The organism is Nonomuraea sp. NPDC049028 (assembly GCF_043197735.1).
In the GTDB taxonomy this organism is placed as follows: Bacteria; Actinomycetota; Actinomycetes; order Streptosporangiales; family Streptosporangiaceae; genus Nonomuraea.
On record NZ_JBICTR010000006.1, the window covers coordinates 736,499 to 752,988 of the forward strand.

Genomic DNA, 16,490 nt, shown 5'->3' on the forward strand with positions numbered 1-16,490 from the left:
GTCGAAGAGTGGACAATCGTCAGGAGGTCCGCGAGTTTCTGGTCTCGCGGCGCGCCAAGATCACGCCGAAGCAGGCCGGACTGCCCGCCGGCACCAACCGCCGGGTCCCGGGGCTCCGGCGCGGCGAGGTCGCCGCGCTGGCCGATGTGAGCATCGAGTACTACTCGAAACTCGAGCGAGGCGCCCTCGCCGGAGTGTCAGCCGGCGTGCTGGAGGCCGTCTGCCGGGCGCTCCAGCTCGACGAGGCCGAGCGGGCGCATCTGTTCGACCTGGCGCGGGCCGCGGACGGAACGAGCGAGATCGTGCGACCCCGGCGACGCGTGGCCAAGCAGTGGACCGCCCGCCCGAGCCTGCAGTGGACCCTCGACACCGTCAGCGAAGGGTGCGCGTTCGTCCGCAACGGCCGGATGGATCTCCTGGCCGCCAACCGGCTCGCGCGCGCCTTCTACGCCGACGTCTACGCCGGGCCGCACCGGCCGCCGAACCTCGCCCGGTTCACCTTCCTCGATGACAACGCCCACCGGTTCTATCCGGACTGGGGGCTTTTCGCCGATACCTGTGTTGCCATCCTCCGTACCGAAGCCGGTCGAAACCCGCACGACAAAGAGCTCCACGATCTGGTCGGCGAGCTGTCGACGCGCAGCGACGAGTTCCGCAGGCGGTGGAGCGCCCACAACGTCCGCCACCACGGCACCGGTATGAAGACCTTCCACCACCCCGTCGTCGGCCGGCTCACCCTCGCCTACGAAGGGCTGGAGATGGCGGCGGAACCCGGCCTCACTCTCACCATCTACGCCGCCGAACCCGGCTCGCCCTCGGAGGAGGCGCTGCGCCTGCTCGCGTCCTGGGCGGCCGCGCAGGAGACGGATTCCCGCCCACGAGCCCTCTCGACCGATTGAACCGGTCGAGCCGATGCCCTCTCGTGGGGGACGGCCGCGAAGTCACGGCAGCGCCGGGATGGTGCGGTCGGTGATGAGGTCGCGGTACCAGTGCGCGCTGTCCTTCGGGGTACGCCGCAGCGTGTCGTAGTCGACGTGCACGATGCCGAACCGCTTGGAGTAGCCGTACCCCCACTCGAAGTTGTCCATGAGGGACCACACGAAATACCCGCGCAGATCGACGCCGCCCTGGAGGGCGCGGTGGGCGGCCACGAAGTGGCGCCGGAGATAATCGGTGCGCAGAGCGTCGTGCACGGCCCGCGTCCCGTCGGCCTCGACGGTGAGCTCGTCCGGGAAGGCCGCGCCGTTCTCGGTGATGATGAGGGCCTGGCCGGGGAATTCGGCGTGCAGGTGGAGAAGGAGTTCCTCCAGGCCGCCCGGATCGATGTTCCAGCCCATGTCGGTGTACGGTCCGGCCTGCGCGACGAACTCCACCTGGTCGGCCCCCGGCCAGGGCGAGCCGCCCATGTCCTTGTGGCCGTCGTTGCTCTGCCGCGGGCTCACGCCGTCCCAGAGCCGTACGGTCGTGGTCGAGTAGTAGTTGACGCCGAGCAGGTCGAGCGGCTGGTGGATGACCGCGAGGTCACCCTCGTGGACGAACGACCAGTCGGTGACGCCGGCGGTGTCCTTGAGCAGGTCGGCCGGGTATTCACCGCGTAGCAGCGGCCCGGTGAAGGCGCGGTTGGCCAGGGCGTCGATGCGGCGCACGGCCTCCTCGCCGCCGTCGCCCTCGCCCCGCAGGACGTGGAAATTGAGGGTGATCGCGTATTGGGGCGCGTTGGTGACCACCTGCCGCAGCTCCTGGACGGCCAGGCCGTGCGCCAGGTTGAGGTGGTGCACGGCCGCGAGGGCCGCGGCGCCGTCGGTACGGCCGGGTGCGTGCGCGCCCGAGCCGTAGCCGAGGTAGGCCGAGCACCAGGGCTCGTTGAGGGTCGTCCACACGGCTACGCGGTCGCCCAGCGCCTCGCCGACGATACGGGCGTAGTCAGCGAAGGCGTACGCCGTCCGGCGGTCGGTCCAGCCGCCCTCGTCCTCGAGCGCCTGGGGCAGGTCCCAGTGGTAGAGGGTGGCGACGGGGGTGATCCCGCGGGCGAGGAGGCCGTCGACGAGGCGGCTGTAGAAGTCCAGCCCCTTCGGGTTGGCCGGGCCGCGGCCGGTGGGCTGAATGCGCGGCCAGGCGATCGAGAAGCGGTAGGCCTCCAGCCCGAGCTCGCTCATGAGGTCGAGATCCTCTTCGAGGCGGTGGTAGTGGTCGTCGGCCACGTCTCCCGTGTCGCCGTTCCACACCTTGCCGGGCATGCGGGAGAAGGTGTCCCAGATGGACGGCCCGCGCCCGTCCTCGTCGGCCGCGCCTTCGATCTGGTACGCGGCGGTGGCGGAGCCGAAGAGGAAGCCGGCGGGGAAGGTCAGGCCGGATTCGCGGTAGTCGTCGCGGTTGGGCGTCATGAAGAATCCTCGTTTCGTGGCGCCGTCAGGCGAGTTCGTAGGTCCAGCCGGAGGCGAGGGAAGAAGAGATGGAAACCTGGCCACCGGAGCGGGTGATGGTGAACACCTGGTCGGTGACCGTGAGGGTGGTCTCGCCGTCCGGTCCCGGGTACACGCGGAGGGTCAGGCCGTCGAGGTAGTCGTAGTCCGGCCGGTCGTCCCTGGCCCCGATGGGCAGGACGGCGCCTTCGCGTACGTAGATCGGCATCGAGGTGAAGCCGTGCGTCTCGGTGCGCCAGCGTCCGCCCTCGACGCGCTCGCCCGTCAGATGGTTCGTCCACGTGCCGTCCGGTAGGTAGACCTCGACCGTACCGTCTGGGCTGAAGACCGGCGCGACGAGCAGGTCGGGGCCCAGCATGTACTGGGTGTCGAGGTGGGTGACGTTGCGGTCCTCGGGGAACTCCATCGCCATCGGCCGCATGACGGGCGTCCCGCTCTCGTGGGCTTGGAGGCCCACCTGGAACAGGTACGGCATCAGGCGGAGCTTGAGTTTCGTGAACAGCCGGGTCACCTCGACCGCCTCCTCGTCGAAGGCCCAGGGCACGCGGTAGGAGGAGGAGCCGTGGAGCCGCGAGTGGGAGGACATCAGCCCGAAGGCTACCCAGCGCTTGAAGACGCCGGGATCCGGGGTGCCCTCGAAGCCGCCGATGTCGTGGCTCCAGAAGGAGAAGCCGGAGAAGGCGAGCGACAGGCCGCCGCGCAGGGTCTCCGCCATGGACTCATACCTCGACCCCGTGTCGCCGCCCCAGTGGACCGGCAGCCGCTGGCCGCCGGTGGTCGCCGATCGCGCGAACAGCACCGCCTCGCCCCGGCCGCGCTGTTCCTCCAGCACCTCGAACACGGCCGTGTTGTAGAGGTGGGTGTAGAGGTTGTGCATCCGTTCGGGCGTGGACCCGTCGAAATAGGCGACGTCGAGCGGGATGCGCTCTCCGAAGTCGGTTTTGAAAGCGTCGACTCCCTGCTTTTGAAGTGCGCGCAGCTTGGACTGGAACCACCGGGTCGCGTCGGGATTGGTGAAGTCGACCAGCCCCATGCCGGGCTGCCACAGGTCCCACTGCCAGACCGACCCGTCGGGACGCTTCAGCAGGAAGCCCCGCTCGGCGGCCTCGGCGAACAGCGGCGAGCGCTGGGCGATGTAGGGGTTGATCCACACGCAGACGCGCAGGTCCTTCGCGCGCAGGCGGGCGAGCATGCCCTCGGGGTCGGGGAAGACGCGCGGATCCCACGCGAAGTCGCACCAGTTGAACTCGCGCATCCAGAAGCAGTCGAAGTGGAAGACCGACAGCGGCAGGTCGCGCTCGGCCATGCCGTCGATGAAGGACGTCACCGTCCGCTCGTCGTAGTCGGTGGTGAACGAGGTCGACAGCCACAGGCCGTAGGACCACGCGGGCAGGTGGGCCGGACGGCCGGTGAGCGCGGTGTAGCGTTCGAGGATCCGCTTGGGCGTCGGCCCGTAGATCACGAAATACTCGAGGCTCTCTCCCGCGACCGAGAACTGCGCGCGCTGCACCGCCTCCGACCCGATCTCGTACGAGACATGCCCGGGATGGTTGACGAAGACGCCGTATCCGCGGTTGGTCAGGTAGAACGGCACGTTCTTGTACGCCTGCTCGGAGGAGGTCCCGCCGTCGGCGTTCCAGATCTCCACGGTCTGGCCGTTCTTGACCAGCGGCCCGAAGCGTTCGCCCAGCCCGTACACCACCTCGCCCACGCCCAGCGAGAGCTGCTGGGCGAGGTGGACGGAGGAGCGGGCGGCGCCGACCGGCGCCGAATCGACGTGCGCGTCCTCGGCGAGCCGGAAGTAGCCGATGGACTTGTGGCCGCTGGCGGTCAGCGGGCGTCCGTCACCGTGGAAGGACAGGTTCCACGGGGCTCCGGGCGCGATGGTCGCGCTCAGTGCCCCACTGGTGAGCGTCGCCCCGTTCGTGTCGTCCGCTTTGACGACGCCGTGGCCGTCCTCGGCGCCGGGCAGCTCGAAGCCGCGTTCCTCGCCGCCTCCCACGTGGTGGTCGACGCGTACGCGGATCACGTCCGGCAGCGGTGACGACAGGGTCAGCGAGAGCACCGGCCGGTTGAGCGTGTCGCCCCGGCGGTGGATGACGGTGGTGGGCGCGGTCACCGTGACCGTCCCGTCCTCCGCCCAGATGTCGTGGGCCTCGGCGGCGTAGAGCCCGGTGACGCCGGGACGCAACTGCCAGAGACCGTCGGTGAACTTCATTAGTGGATCATCCCTTCAATCCGCCGGCCAGCAGGTCGGCGCGCCAGAAGCGCTGCAGGACCAGGACCAGAACGATCAGCGGGATGACGGACACGGCCGAGCCCATGATGACCAGCGAGTACAGGTCGCCGTCGCCCGCGCCCTTGCCCATGAACGTGTACAGGCCGAGGGTGATGGGGTATTTGTCCTGGTCGGAGAGCATGATGAAGGGCAGCAGGAAGTTGTTCCAGATGCCGACGAACTGCAGCAGGAACACCGTCACCAGCCCCTGCGTCATCATGGGCAGCACGATGCCGCCGAAGATACGGAACTCGCCGGCGCCGTCCAGACGGGCCGCTTCCAGCGTGCTCTGGGGGACCGCGGCGTTGGCGAAGACCCGGCACAGGAAGATGCCGAACGGGTTGATGATCACCGGCAGGAGTACGGACCAGTAGGTCCCGGCCAGGCCGACGGCCGCCATGAGCAGATACTGCGGAACGGCCAGCACGATGCCGGGCACCAGCACGCCGGCGAGGATCACCGAGAACAGGACCTGGCTGCCCCGGAAGCGGAACTTGGCCAGGGCATAACCGGCCATGGCCGACACCAGCGTGGACAGGACCGCGCCGAGCCCGGCGTACAGCAGGGAGTTGAGCCCCCACTGCCAGAACTGGCCGTCGCCGTAGGCGCTCAGGTTGGCGAGGTTGTCGAAGAACCCGCTGCCGGGGGCGAAGGAGAAGGTGGTGAACAACTCGCGCGAGGTCTTCGAGGCGGCGGCGACCACCCAGACCACGGGGGCCAGACAGTAGAGCGCGCCGAGCAGCAGCACGATCAGCGCCAGCCGTGGCCGCCGCGCCGCACCCGCGCGGCGCCTGCGGAACTGGCGATCACCGGTGCGGCTCTGGAGGGCGGCGCTCATGCGTTGTCCCCGAAGGTACGGCGCTGGAAGAAGCGCAGCAGCAACATGGACAGGACCAGGATGCCCACGGCCAGGACGACGGAGGCGGCGGCGGCCCCGCCGAGATTGTCGTTCATGAACGCCTCTTGATAGATCTTCATCAGCGGCACCCAGGTGGAGCTGATGGTGGTCGACATCGGCCGCAGCGTGGCCGGCTCGCTGTACAACTGCAGGGTGCCGATCACGGAGAACAGGCCAGTGAGCACAAGCGCGGGCGCCACCAGGGGGATCTTGATGCGCCAGGCGATCTGCAGTTCGCCGGCCCCGTCGATGCGGGCCGCCTCGTAGATGGAGGTGGGGATGGCGCGCAGCGACGTGAAGATGATGATCATGTTGAAGCCGACGCCGGACCACAGCGCGATGTTGGCCAGGGAGAAGTACAAGGTGGGAAAGCTGAAGAAGTCCAGCGGCCCGGCGTGCAGCTGCTTGGCGAGGTAGTTGAGCGGGCTGGTGCTGGGCAGGTAGAGGAAGCCCCACAGGAGGCTGGCGATGACGCCGGGCACCGCGTACGGAAGGAAGATCGCGGTACGCGTGAAGCCGCGCGCCCGCACCCTGGGGGTGTCCAGCAGCAGCGCGAACAGCAGCGCCAGGCCCAGCACGCTGGGAATGGAGATGAGGCCGTAGAGCAGCACCCGGCCGAGCCCGGCGACGTATTCGGGATCGGTGAGCGCGGCGAGATAGTTGTCGAAGCCGACGAAAGTCTGCACCCGCCGCCCGAACGCGCCGCCGCCGTCGATGCGGAAGCCGCGGAAGCTCAGGTAGATCGCGTAACCGATCGGGATGATCAGAAACAGGGTGAACAACACGATCGCGGGCGTGGCGAACAGCCACGGGGTGGCGGCGCCGCGGAAGCGGAGGCGCGGGCGCCGGCCAGCGGGGTTGGCGGGCATGAGACATCCAGGATGGGGTCGGACCGAGGGCCCCGACGGGCCCTCGGCGTCTTACTTGGTGACGGTGTAGCCGGACTTCTCCAGGTCGGCGACGACTGCCTGCTGCGTGGCCTTGTATACCTCGCGGAAGGAGCTCTTGTTGAGCGCGGCCTTGTTGAGCGCGTCTCCGAACGCGGTCTGCGACACGTTCACGTTGGGTCCCCAGGTCACCGGGATGGTGGTGTTCTTGATCACCTGGTCGGCGACCTGGTAGAAGTCCTTCTGCTGCGGCATCAGCTTGGGCGGCTCGTGGCTCAGGGTCGCCTGGCGGCCGGCGTTGCCGCCGGGGTAGATGTCGAGGGAGAGCTGCAGCTTGGAGCCCTCGTCGGAGGCGCCGAGCCAGGCGGCGAAGGCCGCGGCCTCCTTGGCGTGCTTGGACTTGGCCGGCACCAGGAAGGCGGAGCCGCCCAGGAACGGGACGGCGGGGTCGCCGGCCGTCCACTGCGGCAGCGGCGCGGACTCCCACTTGCCGGCGGTGTCGGGCGCCACCGAGTGGATCACGTTGGGGGCCCAGGCGGCGGCGGCCCAGCTCAGCAGCTTGCCGTCGTTGACCTGAGCGTTCCATTCCGGCGTGAGCAGCGGCTCGACCTTGACCAGGTCCCGCTTCACGAGGTCCTCCCAGAAGTCGGCGGTCTTCAGCGACGGCTCGCTGTCGATGCCGACCTTCCAGGCCTTGCCGTCGTTGCTCCACCATTGGGCGCCGGCCTGGGCGGCCTGCGCGGCGAAGAACTCCAGCTGGGCGGCGGAGAAGCTGGCGATGTAGGCCTCGGGGTTCTTCTTGTGGATCTGCTCGGCCGCCTTGGCGTACTCGGCCCAGGTGGTGGGGACCTTGGCGCCGTACTTGTCGAACAGGTCCTTGCGGTAGGTGAACATCATCGGCCCGATGTCCTGGGGCACGCCGTAGACCTGGTTGTTGAAGGTGGTCAGGGCCCAGATGTTGGGCTCGATGCCGGACTTGACGCCGGCCACGTCGGCGGTGACGTCCTTGACGGCCCCGGCCACCACCAGGGCGGGCAGGCCGCGGTACTCCACCTGCACCACGTCGGGGGTGTCGCCGGCCTGGTCGGCGGCCAGCAGCTTGGAGGCGGTGTCGGCGGTTCCGCCTACCTCCGACAGCTTGACGGTGACGTTCGGGTTCTCCTGGTGGTACTTGTCGATGATCGCCTTGGCCCGCGGATCGTTGCCCTTGAGGTTCCAGGTCCAGACCTGGAGCGTGACCGGCCCCTTGGCGGCCTCGGTGCCCGAGGTGCCCGAGGTGCCCGAGGAGGGCGTGTCGCCGGACGAGCAGGCGGCCACGGTCGCCGTCAGGGCGACCGCGAGCGCGGCGGCCATCGTCCAGCGACGGCGCGGTCGGGGGGTCGGTGGGGTCATCTACGGTCTCCTCGGACGGGTGGTGCACCACGGCGGAATGCCGGGTCGTGCGTTGGGAACTAACCTGATGTTAACGTTGTCATCCTGTCAAGCCCCCTGCTCGTAACAGAGCCGACACAGCTTCGGAGTCCACCCCCGTGCCCACCTTCCGCAACCCGGTTCTGCCCGGCTGCTATCCGGACCCGTCGATCTGCCGGGCCGGTGAGGACTTCTACCTGGTCACCTCATCATTCGCCTACTTCCCGGGCATTCCCCTGTTCCACAGCCGGGACCTGGTGAGCTGGCGGCAGCTCACGCACGTGCTCGACCGGCCGAGCCCGCTGTCGCTGGAGGGCCTGGACGTCTCCGACGGGATCTGGGCGCCGACCATCCGCCACCACGACGGCACCTTCTACGTGGTCTCCACCCTGGCCAGAAATCGGCAGGGCAGCGTCACCTTCGTCGTCACCGCCGACGACCCGGCCGGGCCGTGGTCGGACCCGGTGCCGCTGGAGGCCGAGGGCATCGATCCGTCGCTGTTCTTCGACGACGACGGCCGGTGCTGGTTCACCGCCTGCCGGGACGCCCGCCAGCCGACCGGCGGCGGCCCCGGCGAGCTGTGGATGCGCGAGCTCGACCTCGACCGGCTCAAGCTCGTCGGCCCGACCCACGTGCTGTGGCACGGCGCGGTACGCGGGGCGTGGGTGGAGGCACCCCATCTGTACAAGCGTGACGGCGTGTACTACCTGATCGCCGCCGAAGGCGGGACCGAGAGCAACCACAGCGTCACCGCGGCCCGCTCGAGTGCCATCACCGGCCCGTACGTCACCGATCCGCGCAGCCCGTTGCTGACCCACCGGCACCGCGGCTCGGCCGAGCCCGTCCAGAACGTCGGCCACGTCGACCTGGTGGACACTCCCGACGGCGAGACCTGGGCCGTGGCGCTCGGGGTCCGGCCGATCGAGGGGACGCACACGCTGGGCCGCGAGGTGTTCCTGGTGCCCGTCGCCTGGGGTGCTCATGGGCCGGTCTTCGCGCCGGAGGCGGGGGGCGTGCGGCTGTCGGAACGGCTGCCGTCGATCGCCACCGCAGGGCTGGGCGATGGTGCCTCTGCGGGGCTGGGCGATTGTGCCGCTGTGGTGGCGGGCCGGGTGCGTTTCGACGCGCCGGTGCTGGCCTTGGAGTGGAACAGCCTCCGGGGACCCGTCGATGACCGCGTCAGTCTCTCGACCGACGGGGGCGGTCTCGGCCTCGTCCTCGCCGCCGAGTCGCTCGCCTCCACCGGCGTGCCCACCTTCCTGGGGCGGCGCCAGCAGCATGTCCGCTTCGACGCGCGGACGCACATCAGCTTCTCCGCGGCGCATCCGGCGGAAGAGGCCGGACTCGTCGTCTTCCAGAACCAGGACCACCACGCCACACTCGCCCTCACCGTGGACGACGGCGGGCGGTCTCAGGTGGTGCTGACCGTACGCCAGGCCGGTACGAGCGCCCGCCTGGCGTCCCTACCGGTGGCGACGGGCGACGTGGTGCTGGCGGTCGAGGGAGACGAGGCCCGCTACGCCTTTCGCCTCAGGGAACCTGACACCGGGCAGTGGATCAGCCTGGGCGACGTCGAGCGATCCTGTTTGAGCACCGAGCGGGCGGGCGGGTTCGTCGGGGTGTACCTCGGCCTGTACGCGACCAGCAACGGCCGCTCCACCGACGGGCGGGCGTACGCCCGCTGGTTCGACTACCAGCCCCACGCCGAGCAGACCAGCGTGCCCCGGACGACGGGTTAGTCAGCGCGGCGGCCGGGGCGGCGCTGTGCTGCGCCGGACCACCAGCTCCGGCGCGATCCGCTCGGAGGAGGCCGGCTCGCCCTTCATCATGCGCAGCACCTGCTGGATGGACCGCTCGCCAAGACCGACGAAGTCCTGGCGGACCGTGGTGAGCGCGGGCACCAGGTAGGCCGCGCCGGCGATGTCGTCGAACCCGACGAGCGAGATGTCGTCGGGCACCTTGACGCCGAGTTCGGCGAAGGCGGCCAGCACCCCCATGGCCACCTGGTCGTTGCCGGCGAAGATCGCCGTCGGTAGCTCGCCCGTACGGCGGGTGACGAGGTAGTGGGCCAGCCGGTAGCCGCTGTTGCCGGTGAAGTCGCCCTCGAGCAGCTCGCCGTGCGCGTCCGGCGTCTCGGCCAGCGCCGCCCGCCAGCCCTCGACGCGTTCGCGGGCGTCGAAGGTGCGCAGCGCGCCGGTCAGATGAACGATGCGGCGATGCCCGAGCTCCAGCAGGTGGCGTACGGCGAGCCGCGCGCCGAGCTCCTGGTCGAGCTCGACGAAGCCGACATCCGGGTTGGGCACGTTGCCGGACATGATCACCGACATGGGCACGCCGGTGACGATGTCGGCCAGGGCGTCCATCACCATGGGCCGGTCGGCGATGACCGCGATGGCCTCCACCGCCTGGTCGGTGAGCCGCTGCAGCGTCTCGGTCAGGTCCTTGGTGGTGCCGCCCTGCCAGGCGGCCAGGTTGAGCCAGTATCCGGCCCGCTGCGCCGCGGCCTGTACGCCACGCAGGACGCGGGGCAGCTCGTACAGCTCGGCCCCGGCGAGGACCACGCCGATCGTCGAGGACCGGCGGCTCTTGAGCGCGCGGGCCACACTGTTACGGCGATAGCCGAGCTTCTCGATGGCGGCCTCGACCCGGGCCCGGGTCTCCGGCCGGACCGACGGGTGATCGTTCAGGACACGGGACACGGTGACGTGCGACACGCCGGCTTCGCGTGCCACATCCACCATGCCTGGTGCCCGGTTCATGTCCCTCACTCAGCTTCCACCGCGACAGCTTCCACCACGACGCCCTGGCCTGCCCGGTGTCAGGTCGATCGTGTCACACCCGCCGCGCACTCCGGCCGGGCGAACGCGCACGCGAAGGTCGATGGTGTCACACCCGCCCCGTACTCCGGCCGGAGAAGGAATGGCGACCACGCGAAGCCGGGCTTGACGCTGCGTCCCCGGCCCGCCGTATCAAGGCGCGTAGACCGCGTCAGCCCTGACCGCCGCGCAGTTATGGCGCCGACCACAGTGTGCCGATGATCTGCTGGAGGATCTCCGGGGTCGCCCCGGCCGGCTGCGCGTAGACGCTCAGCTGGTTCAGCAGATGGCGGTACGGCCGGACGTCGGCGTCCCTGGTGAGGTACTGGGTGTCGGCGGTCTGTTCCAGATGGACCACGTCAGGCAGGTCCGCCTCGGCGAAGCGCAGGACGGTGAAGGGTTCCACCCCCTTGCCGTGCACGAAGGGCAGCACCTGGAGGGTGACGTGCGGCAGCTTGACCATCTCGTGGAGATGCTCCATCTGGGCGCGCATCGTCGCGCTGTCGCCGACCTGACGGCGCAGCACCGACTCATCCATGACCACCCATAACGTACGGGGCGTGGGTGGCAGCAGAAGTCGCTGGCGGTGCATCCGCAGGGCGACCCGGCGCTCGATCAGCTCGGCGTCGCCGCCTTCGTGGCTCTGCGCGATGACGGCTCGGGCATAGTCCTTGGTCTGGAGCAGGGCCGGGACGTGCTGGTCCTCGTAGGTGCGGATGATCGTGGCGTCCTGCTCCAGCCCGAGAAACGCCTCGAACTCGTCGGGAATCACGTCCCGGTAGTCCTGCCACCGGCCAGGAGCATTGGCCTGTACGGCCAGCGCCAGCACGATCTGACGTTCGTCCTCGTCGACGCCGTACAGGCTGAGCAGGTCGGCCACATCGCCGAGCGGGAGACCGATCCGTCCGCCTTCCAAGTTGGTGATCTTGGATGCGGAGCAGCCGATGGCGGACCCGGCCTCACTGCGGGTGATTCCGTGGGACTCGCGCAGCCGACGCAGACGTACGCCGACCAGCATCCGCAAGGCCGTCGGCCCGGAACGCTGCCCTGCGTCGCCTGAGATTTCCGTCGAGTCGCCACTGCCCCGAGGAGTCGGCATTTATGCTCCCAATTCGGCAAATCGCCACGCCGCGATCGTCATCATCTTGTCACATGAGACAGCTGAGACACCATATTTCCTGTCGGTCCCATCCGGCTGCTCCTTCTTCACCGTGCACTTGTTCGGTTCCATCATCGCTGAGGGTGGCCGACCTCGCCCGGACTTGGGGAACTACCCCGCCACTTCATGCGGAAATATCCAACTTTATCGTCCTTCGCGGTATAGCGCGGGTAAAGCGCGGCCACTAGGTTTCAGAACCACGGAGGCGACATTAGAGGAGGGTTTCGTGACGGACGAATCGCCTGTAGGGGGCTCGCCGATTCACCGGCATATCGACACGTCTGTCCCGCACGCTGCGCGGATGTGGAACTATTGGCTCGGCGGCAAGGACCACTATCCGGTCGACCGCCAGGCCGGTGATGCGTTCAGCGAAGAGTTCCCGGAAATCGTGAGGATCGCTCAACTGTCTCGGCATCTGCTGGCCCGCATCGTCCGCTATCTGGTCCAGGAGCAGGGGATACGTCAGTTTCTCGATATCGGCACCGGGCTGCCCACCGTGGATAACACCCACGAACTCGCCCAGCAGGCCGACCCGACCAGCCGCGTGGTTTATGTGGACAACGATCCGCTCGTGCTGGTGCACGCCCAGGCCCTGCTCGTGGGCACTCGCGAAGGCGCCACCGACTACATCGAAGCGGACTTACGCGACCCGGACGCGATCTTGGCTGGTGCCTCCAAGACCCTGGACTTCAGCCGGCCGGTCGCGCTCATGCTGATGGGCATCATGGGCTATGTACGTGACGACGAGGGACCGACGGAGATCGTGACGAGGCTGATGGAGCGCCTGGCCCCCGGCAGCTACCTGGCGTTGTGGGACGGCGTCAACCTCGTCACCGGCCAGGCGTTGGACCAGGCCCAGGAGAACTACAACGAGGGCGGCGGCGTGCCCTACAACCTGCGCGACGAAGGGCAGATCACCGCCTTCTTCGACGGCATGGACCTCGTGGCGCCCGGCGTGGTGTCGTTGCCGCAGTGGCGTCCCGACCCCGACCCGTTCCAGGACTCCACGGAGCGGGTGGACGCGTTGTGCGGGGTGGCGCGCAAGCGATAAGCCCGCCGATGACGCCCGCACGAGACCTTCGCCTGAGCCCGCCGATGACGCCCGCACGAGACCCTCGTCAAGCCCGCCTATGACACCCGCACAAGTCCCTCGTCGGCCGAACATCAACCTGGCGGTCCTTCGGAGCCCCGCCTTCCGGCTGCTCGCCTCGGCGCAGCTCGGCTTCGTGCTGGGCGAGCAGGTTCTGGCGATCGCCGTCACCGTCTCCGTGCTCAATGCCGGGGGTGACGCGTCCGCGGTCGGCTCCGTGCTCGCCGCCAAGGGCATCGCGTCATTGTGCCTGCTCCTGGTGGGCGGCGCCTGGGCGTCATCGCCGGGCCCGTGGTCGGCACCCAACTGGCGAGCGGCGGCGAGGCGCTCCCGTTCGTGCTGGCCGGGGTCGTCTTCGCGGGCGGCGCGGCCGTGTTCCGCCGGGTGCCGGAACCACCGTGGACGCCGGTGCCACGCCGCTCGCTGCTGGGTGAGGCGCTGCTGGGGTTCGCCGAGGCGGGGCGCCGGCCGTGGTTGTCGGCCCTGCTGCTGTTCTCGCCCGTCAGCCTGATGTTCGTGATCGCCCCGAGCCAGGTGCTTCTGCCGCTGATGAGCCGGGAGACCTTCGGGTCGTACGCGGCGTACGGCACGGCGCTCGCCTTCTACGGTGCCGGCGGTCTGATCAGCAGCGTCACGATGATGGCCTGGGAACCGCGGCGGCCGGGCGTCGTGGCCATGTGGTCGATGTCCCTGTACGCGCTGGTCCCGCTGGCGCTCCTCTTCGCCCCCTCCGCCTGGGTGCTCTTCTGTTGCTACCTCGTGGCCGGCTTCGGTGTCGAGACGTACGCCCTCACCTGGGACGTCGCGATGTACCGGGAGGTGCCCGACCAGCTGATCGGGCGGATCACCTCGCTGGCGTGGCTCAGCACGTTCGGCCTCATGCCCTTCGGCCAGGCGCTGACCGGGCCGCTGACGAACCTCATGGGCGACCACGCCGTCCTCTTGGGCGCCGCTGGGTTGGTGCTGGTGATACCGCCATGCCTGCTCCTCGTCCGGGGGATGGCCGAGATGGGCGGTACCCGTACGCCGACGAAGGACGGATGAGCGCTCAGAGGGCCTCCGCCGCGGGATCGGTCCGGTACGCGCGCCAAAGCGTGATGTCATAGCCGATGCCCAGCACGGCGCCGACGATGAGGGGCGCGCCCAGCGCCACCAGGGTGCCCGTGAGCAGGGCCGTGGCGGCGAGCGGGCTGACGGACACGGCGATGCTCCGCGCCAGGCTGGTCATGCTGGCCGCGGTCGTCCGGTAGGCAGGGGGTACGACGGCGGCGGTGAAGGCCTGCCTGGCCGGTACGTCGATCTTGGAGACCGTCTGGCGGAGCAGCAGCAGCGCGACCGCGCCACCCAGGGTCGGGGCGAACGGGATGCCGGCCAGCAGCAGGTTGGCGGCCAGGTGGGGGAGCAGCATGGCGGCCAGCAGCCCGCGCCGGGCGGCCAGCAGGGGCGCGGTGAGCTGGGCGAGGGCCGGGAGCAGGTTGGCGGCGAAGCACACCAGGCCGAGCTGCGCGGTGGTGGCCCCGTAGCGGTGGGCGAACCACCAGGCCAGGACGGCCTGGACGGCCATCCCGCCGGAGAAGGCGTCGAGGGCGAACAGCGCGGCCAGGCGGCGGACCGGTCCGGGCACTCGTACCCGGGGCCCGGTCTGGCACTTCTCAATAGACGCGGCCTCGGCGTCCGGTGTGAGGTGCCAGAACAGCAGTACGGTGCCGCCCGCGAGCAGCGCGTACACCGCGAAGGCGGCGTCGGCGGCCGACACCCACGGCTGGAACGACAGCGCGGCGGCGGCCAGCCCGCCCAGGGCGCCGGCCGCCATGGCGGTGACGTTGTAGCAGGTGAAGACGAGGGTGTGCCGGACCGGGGCGCAGGTCTGGGCGAGGATGGACTGCTCCACCCCGGAGAACGGGGTGTTGTCGTTGGTGGACGGCGAGATCGTGCCGATGAAGGCGGCGGCGAGCAGGACGGGATAGGACTCACTGACCGCGAACGCCAGGCCGGCGACGGCCATCAGGCAGCCGCAGGCGATCAGCGTGCGCCGGCGTCCCCAGCGGTCGGCGAACAGGCCGAGCACCAGGCTGGCCAGCACCGAGCCGGCGGCGGCCACGGTCAGGAGCAGGCCGGTCTGCCAGGGTTCGGCGCCGTCCTGGGCGAGCAGTTCGGCCAGGAGCACGCTGGTGCATCCGTAGCCGAACGTTCGCAGCGCTCGGGCGGCCATGACGAGCCGCCCGTTGCGCCCTACTTCGACCAGAAAAGGGGTCCTGACCTGCTTGTTCGTCATGCGGCATCATCGCGCGGGCGGCCGTGCGGACGCGCGGCAACGCCTATAGATCTTCCTGCGCCGGGGCCGATCATCGGAACACGCCGGTGTGGCCGAGGGAGTGGCGTCCGGGCTGGGGGTAGATGCACAGGCCGTGCGGGCCCCGGCCGACCTTGATCTTGTGGAGCAGCTTTCCGGTTCTGGTGGACAGGACGTAGACGACGCCGTCGTACCTTCCGGACAGCCAGAGCTGCTTGCCGTCCGCCGACACCCCGCCCATGTCGGGCGAGCCGCCGCCTGGGATCCGCCACCGTTCGACCACCTCACGGGTGGCGAACGAGACGACGGAGACCGTTCCCTCGCCCCTGTTGGAGACGTAGAGCCGCCGCGAGTCCCTGCTGACGTACAGGCCGTGCGCCCCCGCGCCGGTGCGCAGGAAGCCCACCCGCCGGAACGTGGTGGCGTTGATGATCCACACACCGCCCGCCATCATGTCGGCGACGTAGAAGAGCCGGCCGTCGGAGGACAGCTTGACGTCCTGCGGCATGTTCGCCGACCCCACACCGATCACCTTCTTCACGTGGGGGCGCTCCCAGTCGATGGCCACGATCTGGCCGGAGAACTCGCAGCTGGCCAGGAAGACCGATCCGTCGGCGGTGAAGTCGCCGTGGTTGATGCCCCTGCAGGGCATGTCGAGGGAACGGATCAGGCGCATCGTGTGCGGGTCGCGGAAGTCGAGGCGGTTGTTGCGTTCGGCCATGACCAGCGCGTACGAGCCGTCGGGGGTGAAGTACAGGTTGTACGGATCGTCCACGGGCACCGGCTTGCCGGGGCGGCCCGTGACCGGGTTGATGGGGACGAGCCGGTTGCCCTGGTTCTCGTTGATCCACAGCGTCTTCAGGTCCCAGGAGGGCACGACGTGCTGCGGCAGGGCGCCGACCCGGAAGCGGCGCACGACCCGGTAGGTCCGCGGATCGATGACGTCCACCGTGTCCGACTCGCTGTTGGGGACGTACACGCGAGGGGTCATCTTCTCCACCCGTGGGCTCAGCATCCCCGGCCGGTCGTGGGCGTAGACGTCGGTCACGCGTGCGGCTACCGGCGCGTGCCGGTGCGGTCGCGGCTTCAGCGGCTTCAGCTGCTTCGGTAGTGGCGCGGCGGCGTGGTCCGCAACCATGGGGGCGGGGGGCGAACCGCAGGAAGCGGCGGCGACGGCGACCGCTCCCAGCATGATCGTCATCCTCGGCAGTCGCATGCGCCACAGCCTAGGAAGGC

Annotated in this window: 13 protein-coding genes; 4 read left to right on the forward strand and 9 right to left on the reverse strand. The window is 69.5% G+C overall.

The features are described 5' to 3' along the window. Positions 1–8: 8 nt before the first annotated feature. Entirely contained in the window at positions 9–899 is an 891-nt protein-coding gene (locus ACGFJ2_RS26755; protein WP_393472592.1) for a helix-turn-helix transcriptional regulator, read from the forward strand. 42 nt (positions 900–941) lie between these two features. On the opposite strand, the gene ACGFJ2_RS26760 is transcribed toward ACGFJ2_RS26755, so the two are convergent. From ACGFJ2_RS26760 to ACGFJ2_RS26780, 5 genes are read right to left on the reverse strand one after another with little or no spacing between them, the layout of a single operon-like run. Continuing rightward, positions 942–2,384: a GH1 family beta-glucosidase gene (locus ACGFJ2_RS26760; RefSeq protein ID WP_393472595.1), complete on the reverse strand. Its 1,443-nt coding sequence runs from the start codon at positions 2,382–2,384 to the stop codon at positions 942–944. Positions 2,385–2,409: 25 nt separating this feature from the next. Then, positions 2,410–4,641, reverse strand: coding sequence for an alpha-xylosidase (gene yicI / locus ACGFJ2_RS26765; RefSeq protein WP_393472597.1), 2,232 nt, complete (start codon positions 4,639–4,641; stop codon positions 2,410–2,412). Positions 4,642–4,648: 7 nt separating this feature from the next. Further along, entirely contained in the window at positions 4,649–5,539 is an 891-nt protein-coding gene (locus tag ACGFJ2_RS26770) for a carbohydrate ABC transporter permease (RefSeq protein WP_393472600.1), read from the reverse strand. Beyond that, a complete protein-coding gene (locus ACGFJ2_RS26775; RefSeq protein WP_393472603.1) occupies positions 5,536–6,468 on the reverse strand; it encodes a carbohydrate ABC transporter permease in 933 nt (310 codons plus the stop codon). The genes ACGFJ2_RS26770 and ACGFJ2_RS26775 overlap by 4 nt, the downstream gene beginning before the upstream one ends. A gap of 51 nt (positions 6,469–6,519) precedes the next feature. After that, the gene (locus tag ACGFJ2_RS26780; RefSeq protein ID WP_393472606.1) at positions 6,520–7,878 is read right to left on the reverse strand and encodes an ABC transporter substrate-binding protein; all 1,359 of its coding nucleotides are present in this window, start codon (positions 7,876–7,878) and stop codon (positions 6,520–6,522) included. Between the two features lie 137 nt (positions 7,879–8,015). Between ACGFJ2_RS26780 and ACGFJ2_RS26785 the strand changes: the two genes are divergently transcribed. Beyond that, positions 8,016–9,635 carry a glycoside hydrolase family 43 protein gene (locus ACGFJ2_RS26785; protein WP_393472609.1) on the forward strand — a complete coding sequence of 540 codons (1,620 nt, stop codon included), beginning with the start codon at positions 8,016–8,018 and terminating at the stop codon, positions 9,633–9,635. Here the strand turns inward: ACGFJ2_RS26785 and ACGFJ2_RS26790 are convergent, their stop codons facing one another. Both ACGFJ2_RS26790 and ACGFJ2_RS26795 read right to left on the reverse strand, forming a co-directional pair. Further along, positions 9,636–10,655: a LacI family DNA-binding transcriptional regulator gene (locus ACGFJ2_RS26790; RefSeq protein WP_393472612.1), complete on the reverse strand. Its 1,020-nt coding sequence runs from the start codon at positions 10,653–10,655 to the stop codon at positions 9,636–9,638. It lies immediately after the preceding gene. 250 nt (positions 10,656–10,905) lie between these two features. Further along, positions 10,906–11,811: a helix-turn-helix domain-containing protein gene (locus ACGFJ2_RS26795; protein WP_393472615.1), complete on the reverse strand. Its 906-nt coding sequence runs from the start codon at positions 11,809–11,811 to the stop codon at positions 10,906–10,908. Positions 11,812–12,097: 286 nt separating this feature from the next. On the opposite strand from ACGFJ2_RS26795, the gene ACGFJ2_RS26800 reads away from it, so the two are divergent. Together ACGFJ2_RS26800 and ACGFJ2_RS26805 are read left to right on the forward strand one after the other, a co-directional pair. After that, the gene (locus tag ACGFJ2_RS26800; protein ID WP_393472618.1) at positions 12,098–12,922 is read left to right on the forward strand and encodes an SAM-dependent methyltransferase; all 825 of its coding nucleotides are present in this window, start codon (positions 12,098–12,100) and stop codon (positions 12,920–12,922) included. Positions 12,923–13,207: 285 nt separating this feature from the next. Beyond that, positions 13,208–14,005 (forward strand): MFS transporter, encoded by a 798-nt coding sequence (locus ACGFJ2_RS26805; RefSeq protein WP_393472621.1) that lies wholly within the window; start codon positions 13,208–13,210, stop codon positions 14,003–14,005. Between the two features lie 4 nt (positions 14,006–14,009). Here ACGFJ2_RS26805 and ACGFJ2_RS26810 read toward each other — a convergent pair whose 3' ends face one another. Next, positions 14,010–15,236, reverse strand: a complete 1,227-nt coding sequence (locus ACGFJ2_RS26810; RefSeq protein WP_393472623.1) for an MFS transporter — start codon at positions 15,234–15,236, stop codon at positions 14,010–14,012. 70 nt (positions 15,237–15,306) lie between these two features. Next, a complete protein-coding gene (locus ACGFJ2_RS26815; RefSeq protein WP_393472626.1) occupies positions 15,307–16,470 on the reverse strand; it encodes a hypothetical protein in 1,164 nt (387 codons plus the stop codon). Positions 16,471–16,490: the final 20 nt, after the last annotated feature.